The organism is Pseudomonas sp. 05N434 (assembly GCF_056396965.1).
On the sequence record NZ_JBFTMK010000076.1, the window covers coordinates 1 to 12,246 of the forward strand.

At 59.0% G+C, this 12,246-nt stretch carries 13 protein-coding genes; all 13 read left to right on the top strand.

Annotated elements, in window-relative coordinates; genetic code table 11:
- Window positions 1–156 precede the first annotated feature (156 nt).
- The gene (gene pseB / locus AC1DLB_RS07650) at window positions 157–1,158 is read left to right on the top strand and encodes a UDP-N-acetylglucosamine 4,6-dehydratase (inverting) (protein ID WP_019579558.1); all 1,002 of its coding nucleotides are present in this window, start codon (window positions 157–159) and stop codon (window positions 1,156–1,158) included.
- On the top strand, window positions 1,155–2,318 hold the full coding sequence (pseC, locus tag AC1DLB_RS07655; protein WP_064619517.1) for a UDP-4-amino-4,6-dideoxy-N-acetyl-beta-L-altrosamine transaminase: 1,164 nt from the start codon (window positions 1,155–1,157) through the stop codon (window positions 2,316–2,318). The genes pseB and pseC overlap by 4 nt, the downstream gene beginning before the upstream one ends.
- 6 nt (window positions 2,319–2,324) lie before the next feature.
- Window positions 2,325–3,020, top strand: a complete 696-nt coding sequence (gene pseF / locus AC1DLB_RS07660) for a pseudaminic acid cytidylyltransferase (protein WP_477784828.1) — start codon at window positions 2,325–2,327, stop codon at window positions 3,018–3,020.
- Window positions 3,017–4,519 (top strand): UDP-2,4-diacetamido-2,4,6-trideoxy-beta-L-altropyranose hydrolase, encoded by a 1,503-nt coding sequence (gene pseG, locus AC1DLB_RS07665; RefSeq protein WP_477744234.1) that lies wholly within the window; start codon window positions 3,017–3,019, stop codon window positions 4,517–4,519. Before pseF ends, pseG begins: the two co-directional genes overlap by 4 nt.
- Window positions 4,516–5,568 (top strand): pseudaminic acid synthase, encoded by a 1,053-nt coding sequence (gene pseI / locus AC1DLB_RS07670; RefSeq protein WP_064619507.1) that lies wholly within the window; start codon window positions 4,516–4,518, stop codon window positions 5,566–5,568. Before pseG ends, pseI begins: the two co-directional genes overlap by 4 nt.
- A 229-nt stretch (window positions 5,569–5,797) precedes the next feature.
- Complete coding sequence (locus AC1DLB_RS07675; RefSeq protein WP_018925031.1) at window positions 5,798–6,724, top strand: ketoacyl-ACP synthase III; 927 nt, start codon at window positions 5,798–5,800, stop codon at window positions 6,722–6,724.
- An 82-nt stretch (window positions 6,725–6,806) separates the two neighbouring features.
- Window positions 6,807–8,099 carry a motility associated factor glycosyltransferase family protein gene (locus AC1DLB_RS07680; RefSeq protein WP_477744235.1) on the top strand — a complete coding sequence of 431 codons (1,293 nt, stop codon included), beginning with the start codon at window positions 6,807–6,809 and terminating at the stop codon, window positions 8,097–8,099.
- Window positions 8,096–8,362, top strand: a complete 267-nt coding sequence (locus AC1DLB_RS07685) for a hypothetical protein (protein ID WP_477744236.1) — start codon at window positions 8,096–8,098, stop codon at window positions 8,360–8,362. Before AC1DLB_RS07680 ends, AC1DLB_RS07685 begins: the two co-directional genes overlap by 4 nt.
- A gap of 250 nt (window positions 8,363–8,612) precedes the next feature.
- Window positions 8,613–9,458 carry a flagellin domain-containing protein gene (locus AC1DLB_RS07690; RefSeq protein ID WP_019579566.1) on the top strand — a complete coding sequence of 282 codons (846 nt, stop codon included), beginning with the start codon at window positions 8,613–8,615 and terminating at the stop codon, window positions 9,456–9,458.
- Window positions 9,459–9,529: 71 nt separating this feature from the next.
- Complete coding sequence (locus tag AC1DLB_RS07695; protein ID WP_007938606.1) at window positions 9,530–9,895, top strand: flagellar protein FlaG; 366 nt, start codon at window positions 9,530–9,532, stop codon at window positions 9,893–9,895.
- A gap of 82 nt (window positions 9,896–9,977) precedes the next feature.
- Entirely contained in the window at window positions 9,978–11,420 is a 1,443-nt protein-coding gene (fliD, locus tag AC1DLB_RS07700; RefSeq protein WP_064619490.1) for a flagellar filament capping protein FliD, read from the top strand.
- Window positions 11,421–11,546: 126 nt separating this feature from the next.
- Window positions 11,547–11,942 (top strand): flagellar export chaperone FliS, encoded by a 396-nt coding sequence (fliS, locus tag AC1DLB_RS07705; RefSeq protein WP_064619487.1) that lies wholly within the window; start codon window positions 11,547–11,549, stop codon window positions 11,940–11,942.
- 10 nt (window positions 11,943–11,952) lie between these two features.
- The coding region (gene fliT, locus AC1DLB_RS07710; protein WP_096479714.1) for a flagellar protein FliT at window positions 11,953–12,246 on the top strand (294 nt) is incomplete at its 3' end.

A 12,246-nucleotide genomic window follows, 5' to 3' on the forward strand; every position in this document is an offset into this window, starting at 1 on the left:
CTGCGCGACAAGTGGCAATCGCGTTTCGAACAGGATCCAGCCTACAACCAGAACCTGGCCTTGACCGGCAAGGGCTTTACTCTCGGCGAACCGACCAGTGTGAACTGGGCGCAGTTGCTCGCATAAGCCTGGCTGACAGGTAAAAGGACTCAAGGCATGTTCAACGGTAAATCGATTTTCATCTCTGGCGGCACCGGTTCGTTCGGACGCAACTTCATCCGCCGCTTGCTGGAGCAATACCAGCCCAAGCGTGTGGTGGTGTTTTCCCGCGATGAGCTTAAGCAGTACGAGATGCAGCAGACGTTCAACGCGCCGTGCATGCGTTACTTCATCGGTGATGTGCGCGACGCCGACCGTTTGCGTCAGGCCATGCGCGGTATCGATTATGTGGTGCACGCCGCGGCGCTGAAGCAAGTGCCAGCGGCGGAATACAACCCCACCGAATGCATCCGCACCAACGTCAACGGCGCGGAAAACATCATTGCCGCGGCCATCGACAACGGCGTGAAAAAAGTTGTCGCGCTGTCCACCGACAAGGCTGCCAGCCCGATCAACTTGTACGGCGCGACCAAGCTGCTGTCGGATAAATTGTTCGTGGCTGCCAACAACATTGCCGGCGAGCAACAAACCCGGTTTGCCGTGGTGCGCTATGGCAACGTCGCCGGCTCGCGGGGTTCGGTGGTGCCGTTCTTCAGCAAGCTGATTGCCGAGGGCGCCAAAGAGCTGCCGATCACCGATGAGCGCATGACGCGGTTCTGGATCACCCTCGATCACGGCGTGAAGTTTGTGCTCGACAGCTTCGCCCGCATGCACGGTGGTGAAGTATTTGTGCCGAAGATCCCGTCGATTCGCATCGTCGACCTGGCGCAGGGCATGGCTGAACATTTGCCGCACAAACACGTCGGCATTCGTCCGGGGGAAAAACTCCATGAGCTGATGGTGCCGTTGGACGACGCGCGCATGACCCTGGAGTTCGACGATCACTACACCATTCAGCCGTCGATCCGTTTCACCAGCGTCGACGTGGATTTTGCCGTGGACAAACTGGGCGAGCAGGGCCGGCCGGTGGGCGAAGATTTCGAGTACCGTTCCGATACCAACCCGCACTTCCTGTCGGTCGGCCAGATCGCCGACCTGCACGCGGAACTGTCGGCATGATTCCCTACGGTCGGCAAAGCCTCGATCAGGCCGACATCGATGCGGTGGTCGCCGTGTTGCAGTCTGACTGGCTGACCCAAGGGCCGACCATCGAGCGTTTCGAACAGGCGATGGCCGAGCGGTGCCAGGCCGATTTCGCGGTGGCGGTGTGCAATGCCACGGCGGCGTTGCACATTGCCTGTCTCGCCGCGGGCCTGGGGCCGGGCGATCGGTTATGGACCACGCCGAATACCTTTCTGGCCTCGGCCAACTGCGGTCGCTACTGCGGCGCCGACGTCGATTTTGTCGACATTGACCCGCTGACCTGGAACCTCGATGCCTACGCCTTGGCGTCGAAGTTGGAAATCGCCGAGCGCGACGGCAAGCTGCCGAAAGTGCTGGTGGCGGTAGCGTTCTCCGGGCAGAGCTGCGATATGCGCATGATCGCCGAACTGGCCGAGCGTTACGGTTTCACGGTGATCGAGGATGCCTCCCACGCGGTCGGCGCGTCCTATGCCGGGCGCCCGGTGGGTTGCGGTGAATTCGCGGCAATGACCGTGTTCAGTTTCCACCCGGTGAAGATCATCACCAGTGCCGAAGGCGGCATGGTGCTGACCAATCGCCCGGAACTGGCCGAACGCTTGCAACGTCTGCGCAGCCACGGCATGACCCGTGACCCCGAGCAGATGACCGAACCCAGCCACGGCCCCTGGTACTACCAGCAAGTGGAGCTGGGCTTCAATTACCGGATCACCGATCTGCAAGCGGCACTCGGTCTGTCACAGCTGAACAAGCTCGATGGCTTTATCGAGCGTCGACGCGAACTGGCGGCGCGTTACGACCGGTTGCTGGCGTACTTGCCGCTGACCTTGCCCAGCACGCAGCCTGAAGCCGAATCGGCGTGGCATCTGTACGTGGTGCGCTTGCAGACGGAGCGGATCAGCCTCAGTCATCGACAGGTGTTCGAAGGCTTGCGAGCGGCCGGTGTCGGGGTGAATCTGCACTATATTCCCGTGCACTTGCAGCCGTACTATCGCGACCTGGGTTTTGCCGAGGGTGATTTCCCCCAGGCCGAACGTTATTACGCCGAGGCCATCAGCCTGCCGCTGTTTCCTCTGCTGAGCGATGAACAACAGGACTATGTGGTCGAGCAATTGCGACGGCTGATCCTTGAGGAGTAGTGACTCTTGAGCTGTGTTGCGATCATTCCGGCCCGTGGTGGCAGCAAGCGAATCCCGCGCAAGAACCTCAAGCCGTTCGACGGCGTGCCGATGATCGTCCGTTCGATTCGCACGGCGTTGGAGTCGCGCCTGTTCGACCAGGTGATCGTCAGTACCGACGATGAGKAAATCGCCGACGTCGCACGAGCCAATGGCGCTCAGGTGCCGTTCATGCGGCCTTCGGCACTGGCTGACGATTTCACCGGGACTGCGGCAGTGATTGTGCATGCCTTGAATCAATTGCCACCGTTCGACCATGCCTGCTGCATCTATGCGACGGCGCCGTTGTTGCAAGCGCGTTATCTGCGTCAGGGGCATGAGTTGCTGGTGCAGCACCCGGACAAGTCTTTCGCGTTTTCAGTCACCGGTTTTGGTTTTCCGGTGCAGCGGGCCTTGACCCTCGACGCGCAGGGCGCCCTGACCTCGCTCTATCCGGAGTTTCGTGACACCCGCTCCCAGGACTTGCCCGAAGCCTTTCAAGACGCCGGCCAGTTCTACTGGGGACGCAGCGAGGCCTGGTTGCGTGGTGATGCACTGTTCTCGCCAGCGAGCCTGCCGGTGATTCTGCCGCGCTACCTGGTACAGGACATCGACACCCTTGAAGACTGGAAACGCGCCGAATACCTTTACGCCGCATTGAAGGCTGGTGGTGAGTTGCAATGAGGATACTGATCCGCGCTGACGCGTCGCCAACCATTGGCAGCGGCCATATCGCCCGCTGTCTGACCCTGGCCAGGGTGTTGCGCAAGCAGGGCACGCACGTTGCCTTCGCCTGTCGCCTGCTGCCGGGGCATCGACTGGACAGCCTGGCAAGCGAGGGCTTCGAGACCTTCGCGCTGCCGGCACGCTACCCCGATGAAGATCCGCAGCAGGCCATCGAATCGATGCTGCCCTGGCAGGCGGACATCGCCGCGCTGGCGCAAGCCCTGGAAAGCCATCCGGCTTTCGACTGGATCATCGTCGACCACTATGGCCTCGATCATCACTGGCAGACTGCGGCCCGTCGCTGGGCATCACGGATCGCCGCGGTGGATGACCTGGCCACTCGGCAGTACCGCGTTGATCTGCTGCTCAATCAAAATCTGTCGGGCACCCCAGAGGCTTATGCCTCGCTGCTGACGCCCGACTGCCAGACCTTGCTCGGTCCACGTTTTGCGATGTTGCGCGATGAGTTCTGCTGCCCGGCGGTCGAGATCAAGCCTCGGGCCAGGCGAGTATTGGTGAACTTCGGCGGCTTCGATGCGGCCATGCAGACCCACCACGCGATGTTGGCGCTGGCGGACCTTCATGAGCTGGAGGTCGATTTCGTGGCGGGGGCCAACAACCCGGCCTGGGAGCAGATGCAGGCGCTGGCGGCGTATCGTCCGAACTGGCGCCTGCACAGTTTTGTCAGCGATTTCTATCGGCTGATGACCGAGGCTGACCTGTTTATCGGTGCCGGTGGCGGCACCAGTTGGGAGCGGGCGGCCATGGGGCTGCCGACGATTTGCATTGCGGTCTCGAATAATCAGCAGGCCAACGGCGAGGTGATGGCGACCTCGGGCGCTCATGTGTTCCTGGGCAACCGCGAGCATGTCAGCGTCGAGCAGTTGCGCCAAGCCATCGGTTTTGTCGTAGGCAATCAAGGTTTTCGTCAAAGTATGGCCGAACGCTCACGGCAGTTGGTCGATGGCCGTGGCGCGCAGCGGGTGGCGGCAGCACTGGCGGGAGCGGTACTGCAGGTGCGTCGAGCCGATCCGGACGATGCGCAATTGTTGTTCGAGGGACGTAATGCCGAGGCAGTACGGCGCTGGTCGCTGGACACCCACGCCATCGATTGGCAGCGGCATCAGGTCTGGTTGGCMGCGAGCCTGAACAACCCTCAGCGACTGCTGTTGATTGCCGAGGCGGATGACGGCCCGGTCGGTATGCTGCGCTATGACCTTGACGGTACTCGGGCCGAGGTCTCGATCTATCTGTTCGAAGGCCGATTCGGCCTGGGCTGGGGCAGGGCGCTGCTGGCGCGGGGCGAAGCGTTCGTCACGGCGCATTGGCCACAACTTGAGGCCATCACCGCTCAGGTGCTGCCGGCCAATCAGCCATCGCTGAAGGTTTTCCGCGAGGGTGGTTTTACTCAGAGTGCTTGCGCGTTCACGCGCGTGTTGAAGGATCCAGAACAATGACCAGTTTCAAGATCGGTAATCGCTCGATCGGTGCCGATGCGCCGCCGTTCATCATTGCCGAGATGAGCGGCAACCATAACCAGTCGCTGGACATGGCGATAAAAATCGTCGAAGCCGCGGCCAAGGCCGGCGCCCATGCCTTGAAGCTGCAAACCTACACCGCCGAGACCATGACCCTGGACTTGTCCGAAGGCGAGTTCTTCATCAAGGACCCCAACAGCTTGTGGGCCGGTTCTTCGCTGTATGCGCTGTACGAAAAGGCCCACACGCCGTGGGAATGGCACGCGCCGATTTTCGCCCGGGCCAAAGAGCTGGGCATGCTGGCGTTCTCCACACCGTTCGATGACACCGCGGTGGACTTCCTCGAGAGCCTCGATGTGCCGGCCTACAAGATCGCCAGCTTCGAGAACACTGATCTGCCGTTGATTCGTCGGGTTGCGGCCACCGGCAAGCCGCTGATCATTTCCACCGGCATGGCCAGCATCGCCGAGCTCGATGAAACCGTGCGTGCCGCCCGTGAGGCCGGTTGCAAGGATCTGGTGTTGCTCAAGTGCACCAGCACTTACCCGGCGACGCCCGCCAACAGCAACGTGCGCACGATTCCTCATCTGCGTGAGTTGTTTGGCTGTGAAGTCGGTTTGTCCGACCATTCGATGGGTGTCGGGGTGTCTGTCGCCGCCGTAGCGCTGGGGGCGACGGTGGTGGAAAAACACTTCACCCTCGACCGTGCCGCCGGAGGCGTGGATGCCAGTTTCTCGCTGGAACCGGCCGAACTCGCCAGCCTGGTGGTCGAAACCGAGCGCGCCTGGCAGGCCATGGGCCAGGTGCATTACGGCGTGACTGACGCCGAGCGCAAGTCCCTGGTGTACCGCCGGTCGCTGTATGTCACCCAGGACATGATCGCCGGAGAGCCATTTACCGCCGCCAATCTGCGGGCCATCCGTCCGGGCCTGGGGCTGGCCCCGAAACACGCTGAAACCCTTCTGGGCCGCCGTGCCCGCCAGGCCATCAAGCGCGGAACGCCGCTGGACTGGTCGCTGGTCGAATAACCGCTTGTGGGGCTGATTCGGCAAAATAGCGTGACCTGCGAGTCATTACGCGCATCTTCACTGTATTGTATAAATAGGGAAGAGGGCGCCTGGCCTGCTTTTGGCTCAGTGATGGCCTTTTACTCTTCCCGCTGTCACCTCGTTGAGGGCGACGTTATTCGTTGTTTGTCGGCGCCCCTCGATTCCTTGCGAGCGGTGGTATTGGGCTGTTTATTATTGGGAAGCCGTAATGATTGGCATAAAGAGCATTGCGAGCTACGTTCCTGTAGCCGGCGTGGACAATTACGCACAAGGTGCAAAATTCGAGAAGGATGAAGAGTTCATCCTGGGCAAGATCGGTTCGGCTTTCCTGCCGCGCAAAGACGCCGGGCAAGAAACCTCGGACCTGTGTGTCGAAGCAGTCAACGCGCTGTTCGCCAACAACCCTGAATTGAAGCGTGAAGCCATCGACGTGCTGATCGTCGTGACCCAGAACGGCGACGAAGAAGGCCTGCCGCACACCGCCGCCATCGTTCAGGACAAGCTGGGCCTGCCGACGACCGTGGCCGCGTTCGATATCTCCCTGGGCTGCTCCGGTTACGTCTACGGCATCTACGCCATCAAGGGCTTTATGGAAGCCGCAGGCCTGAAGAATGGCTTGCTGGTGACCGCCGATCCGTATTCGAAGATCGTCGACCCGGAAGACCGCAACACCACCATGTTGTTCGGCGATGCCGCCACCGCCACCTGGATGGGCGAAGACGCTCCATGGCAGTTGGGCAAGGCCAAGTTCGGCACCGACGGTTCCGGTGCGCCGCACCTGAAGGTCACCGACGGGGTGTTCTTCATGAATGGCCGTCAGGTCTTCAACTTCGCGCTGCTCAAAGTCCCTGCGCATTTGCACGAGCTGCTGGGCGACTCGGGTCTGACGGCCGACGATATCGATGCCTTCTGCATTCACCAGGGCAGTGCGGCGATTGTCGATGCCGTGGCGCGACGCTTCGAAGGCGAGCCCGAGAAGTTCCTCAAGGACATGGTCGAGACCGGTAACACCGTGTCGTCGAGCATTCCATTGCTGCTGGAAAAACACGTGCTCGATTCCAAGTGGAAGCGTGTGGCACTCAGCGGTTTTGGTGTTGGTTTGTCCTGGGGTTCGGCGATCATCTATCGCCCTTGATCTTCTAAAAGCCGGACACAAAAAAAGCGCTCAAGGTGTAACCTTGAGCGCTATTTTTTTGCCCGAATCACAGCGAGGCGCCATGAGCGAGTTTTTTCAACCCAACGCCGAACTCATTCAGCGTCGCTGGCCGGCCGTGGCTGAGCGTCTGCTGTCTGAAGATCCGGGCCCGTTGCAGGCCGATCTGGTGGAAGGGCTCGGCTCGACCCTGAGCATCAACGGCATCCAGTTGACCAGTCGCCATGACCGTACCCGTGAAGCGCAGCTTCAAGCCGAAAGCCTGCCGGTCGACAGTCCAGTGTTGCACGTTTATGGCACGGGGCTGGGTGATCTGCAACTGGAACTGCTGCAGCGTTCGGAGCTGATTCAGTTACACGTACATATCCTTAACGGCGCAGTGTTTGCGCTGGTGTTGCAATTACTCGATCAGCAGCCGTGGCTCAGCGATTCGCGGGTCGAGCTGCACTACGCCGGTGATTTAGCTGAGATTTGTTTGCCGTTCTTTGCCCTGCCTTCGGAGCTGGTGCTGGCCGATGACTTCAACGCGAAGATTCGCGACCGCTTGATCAGCGAAACCCATCTGACGTTCAACAACCGTGAGTTCGATCCGGACAATCCGGAAATAGCGACGCGCCTGCTGGAAAGTGTCGAACAGATCCGCGTCGATAGTGACGCCGCACAATTGTTCGCAGCACACGCTGGCCAGCCGATGTTTGTCATCGCCACCGGGCCGAGCCTGGAACAGCACTTCGTGACCTTGCGATCAATTCGCGGCCAGACCCCGCGACCACTGTTCGTTTGTGTCGATACCGCTTATAGGCCGCTGATCGAAAATGGTATCAAGCCGGATGTGGTCGTCACGATCGATCAGCGTATCTCGCTGCGCCATCTGCCGCCCGAGGACAGCGCAAACATCACGCTGGTCTACATGCCGCTGGTGGCCCCTGCCGTCTTGCAGGCCTGGCAAGGCAAACGCTATGTCGCCTACTCGGCAAGCCCGGTTTTTCGGGATCTGCGCGCGCAGCTCCCACGGGCAGAGCTGTTTGCAGGCGGCAGCGTGATTCATCCGGCGGTGGACCTGGCGGTGAAAATGGGTGCCAGTCAGATCACGCTGTTCGGGGCTGACTTCGCGTTCCCCAACAACAAGACCCATGCCGGCTGGAATGACGGCGACCTTGGCCCCCAACTGGGCGCGGCTCGCCATTGGGTATTGGACGGGCATGGGCAGCGGATCAAGACCCAGCTCAATTTCCGCAGCTACCTGTGTGAGCTGGAGCGCTATATCGCTGCGAATCCACACGTCGTCTTCTACAACAGCAGTCGAGCCGGGGCCATGATTGCCGGCACGACATTTCATCCGGAGTTCAGTCGATGAGCGAAGTGCTACTCGTCGATCAGGCCCGGCAATGTTCAGCGTTGTTTCGCCTGGGAAGGGATGTCGAGGCCGCGCTGGTCATGGTCGAGGTGGCGGAGCAAGTGCAGTCGCGGGTCGGCGGGGCAGGCAGCCAGATCGCAACCCAGTGGATGGCATTGCTGACAGGCATGCTGGATAGCCAGGAACGACAGGACTGGCTGGCGCTGGCGGATTACCTTGAATACGAACTGGTCGATTTGCTGATGGCTGTCAATTCCGCGTAATGCCGTGACAGATCAGCGGGAGCGGGGCTGTAAGAAAGGGGGGGTGGCAGTTCTCTGGCGTCATTTTTTGGTGGTTGGATCGTCGCTAAGCCTCGGTTTTACAGGGGGTGGCAGGGTGATGGCAAAAAATTTCAAAAATCCCCTCAAGCAACCTGCATTGGCGACGATAACTATTACGAAGGTTCTCTAGGCCATACCGGGCGGTTGCCAGGGCCGGAAGCCGCAGTACCCAACCAACGAGGAATTCGTCATGGCTTTAACAGTAAACACTAACACTACTTCCCTGAGTGTTCAGAAGAACCTGAACCGTGCGTCCGACGCACTGTCGACTTCGATGACCCGCCTGTCCTCCGGCCTGAAAATCAACAGCGCCAAAGACGACGCCGCCGGCCTGCAGATCGCTACCCGTATGACTTCGCAGATCCGTGGCCAGACCATGGCTATCAAAAACGCCAACGACGGTGTTTCGATCGCTCAGACCGCTGAAGGCGCTCTGCAAGAGTCGACCAACATTCTGCAGCGTATGCGTGAAATCGCAGTGCAATCGCGAAACGACTCCAACGGCACTGCTGACCGTACCGCTCTGGACAAAGAATACCAACAGTCGGTTGCTGAACTGACCCGTATCGCTCAGTCGACCAACCTGAACGGTAAAGCGCTGATCGACGGTACTGCAGGTGCGATGCAGTTCCAGGTAGGTTCGAACACTACTTCCGACAACCAGATCACTCTGACCCTGTCGACCAGCTTCGACGCCAGCGCCCTGGGTATGACCGGTACTGTTATTTCCGGTACTTCCAACGCTACTAACCACACCAACGTTGATGCCTCTATCTCGGCTATCGACGCTGCTCTGGCAAACATCAACGCCACTCGCGCTGACCTGGGTGCTGCTCAAAACCGTTTCTCGACCACCATCTCCAACCTGCAGAACATCAACGAAAACGCCAGTGCTGCACTGAGCCGCGTACAAGATACCGACTTCGCTGCTGAAACTGCACAGCTGACCAAGCAACAAACTCTGCAACAAGCTTCCACCGCAGTTCTGGCTCAGGCCAACCAACTGCCATCCGCTGTACTGAAACTGCTTCAGTAATAGCCGATGAGTTTTGGCGGGGGAGTGCGCTTGTCGCGCTCTCTCGCTTTTTACTTTAAGAGGTGATGGACATGGATATGAGCGTCAAGCTGAACTTGTCTTATCCTGCGGCACAGCAGGCGACGACTGTTGCCGATAAGCCTGCGGAAAAGCCTCGAGCGGAAACTGCGCCAGTGGTTACCGTCAAGGAAGAAGGTAAAAAAGACCAGACCGAGCAGGAAAAACTGAAGATGGCCGTTCAGGAAATCGAAAAGTTCGTTCAGTCGGTCAAGCGTAACCTGGAGTTCTCGATTGACGAGCCTTCAGGCAAAGTTGTGGTCAAAGTGATTGCCAGTGACTCCGGTGAGGTGATTCGTCAAATCCCCAACGAAGAAGTCCTTAAGCTGGCGAACAGTTTGAATGATGCAAGCAGCCTGTTGTTCAGCGCAAAAGTCTGACAACTGGCACGAATTTTGTTGCTATGTTCTTTTGGGCGTTGTAGTGGTCAAAAGGCCGGCGACACACTGAAGGGAGTTCCACATGGCAAGTCCAATTCTACCGGGCACGGGCTTAGGTTCCGGTATTAATACCGGTGATATCGTCAAGGCTCTGGTCAACGCCGACAAGGCGGCCAAGCAGAATCAGATCGATCGTCAGACGACCACCAACACTGCGCAGATTTCCGGTATTGGTACTCTCAAAAGTGTCCTGGCGAACTTCCAGGCTGCGATCAAGAAGCTGCAAGATACGCAGGCTCCGCAATTCCTCGGCTACAACGCCACTTCCGCCGACGCGAAAGTATTGACCGCTGTGGCCAGCAACACCGCCGTCAACGGCTCTTACGTGGTCAAGGTCTCTAACCTTGCGACCTCGTCCAAAGTGGCCACCGCAGCCTTTGCCGGCGGCGCCAGCAGTGCCATTGCGAGCGGCACGCTCAATATCACGCAAAACGGCGTATCCAGTTCTGTCACCATTCCGGCGGGCGCGACGTTGCAATCGGTTCGCGATGCGATCAACACCCAGCAGGGCGCGAATGGCTTCAGTGCCAACATCGTGACTGACTCGTTTGGCTCGCGTCTGGTGATGGGTTCCACGGCGACCGGTGCCGGTTCCGATATCACCCTCAGCGGTATTGCGGGTCTGGAAATCAATGCCGGCCAGCAAATGGGCGCAACACCGACAGCGACTTCGGCTGGTGCTATCGGCGATTTCGCGAAGGACGCCAATTTCACCGTGGACGGGCTCGCGCTGACCAGCAAAAGCAACAAGGTTGACTCGGCTGTTTCTGGCTTGACCCTCAATCTGGTCGCCGGTGGTGATGTAACCACGACGGTGACGGTCGGTCCGAACAGTGATGGTCTGAAAAAGTCCATTCAAGCTTTCGTCGACGCTTATAACCAGGTTGTGACCAGTGTAAATACGTTGACCAAGCCATCCCTGGATGCAGACGGCAAGCTGACCGTTGCTGCTGCACTGACCGGTGACCCATTGGCGCGCGGTATCATGGCATCGATTCGTTCACCGTTGGTGACTACCGGTGCTGGCGACAAGCTCACTGTTCTGTCGCAATTGGGTATCACCACCAATCAGAAAACCGGTGCGCTGGATTTCGATAGCGCCAAGTTCACCAATGCGATGGACACCCAGAAGCTCGGTGGTGAGGTTCAGAAGCTGTTCCTGGGCGATCCGACGGCGACTGGCGATGCCGCCAAGGGGCTGCTCACGCGCATGAACGATGCCATCACCCCTTACACGATCACTGGCAGTGAGGGGATCCTCGACACCCGTTCGAGCAACCTGTCCAAGGCCAAGAGCAATCTGGCCAACCAGCAGGCAGCCCTGGATCGTCGGGTCGAGACGCTGACGGCGGTGCTGACCAAAAAGTACAACGACATGGATACCCTTGTCGGCAAGCTGAAGGCAACGGCGAGCAATATCACTTCGATGTTCGACGCGATGAATGCGCAGAAAAACGCTTCATAGCGCATAAACGCCAAAAGCCCGGCAGCGGATTCCGCTTGTCGGGCTTTTTTAGTTTCGGGCTAAAGATTTTTGACGCTATGTCGATAGCCTAATTATACGAATCACAGAGTTTAGATGAGGTACAGCATGAACCCGATGTTAGCCCTTCGGCAGTACCAGAAGATTGGCGCGCAAGCCCAGACTTCCGAGGCCAGCCCTCATCGTCTGGTGCAAATGCTTATGGAAGGCGGTCTGGATCGCATCGCTCAGGCTAAAGGCGCCATGGAGCGCAAGGATGTCGCCAGCAAGGGTGTTCTAATCGGCAAGGCCATCGGCATTATCGGTGGTTTGCGAGAGGGATTGGACCTGGAGAAGCAGGCGGAGTCCGTTGGTGAGTTGGACAATCTCTATGCTTACATGATGAAACGCCTGGCAGAAGCCAACCTCAAGACCGATCCGAAAATCCTCGACGAAGTTGCCGATTTGCTTCGCACGGTGAAAGACGGTTGGGATGCTATTGGCGCACCTGCTCCCCAGTTTTAAGGAGATCACCATGAGTCTTGTATTGCAGCGAATCGAACAAACCCGGGACGCCCTGGTCGAGGCATTGGCCGAGCGTAACTGGGAAGCCATCGGTGAATTGGACCTGGCTTGCCGTTCCTGCATGGAAGACGTCTTGAGTGAAGCTTCGGTGGACGAGACCGCGTTGCGCGAAAACCTGGAGGAGTTGCTGGGGGTGTATAAACAGCTCCTGGAAGCGGCGACGGGGGAGCGACAAGCGATAGTCGACGAGATGTCGCAGATCCACCAAGCACAGAACGCGGCAAAGGTTTACCATCTGTTTGGT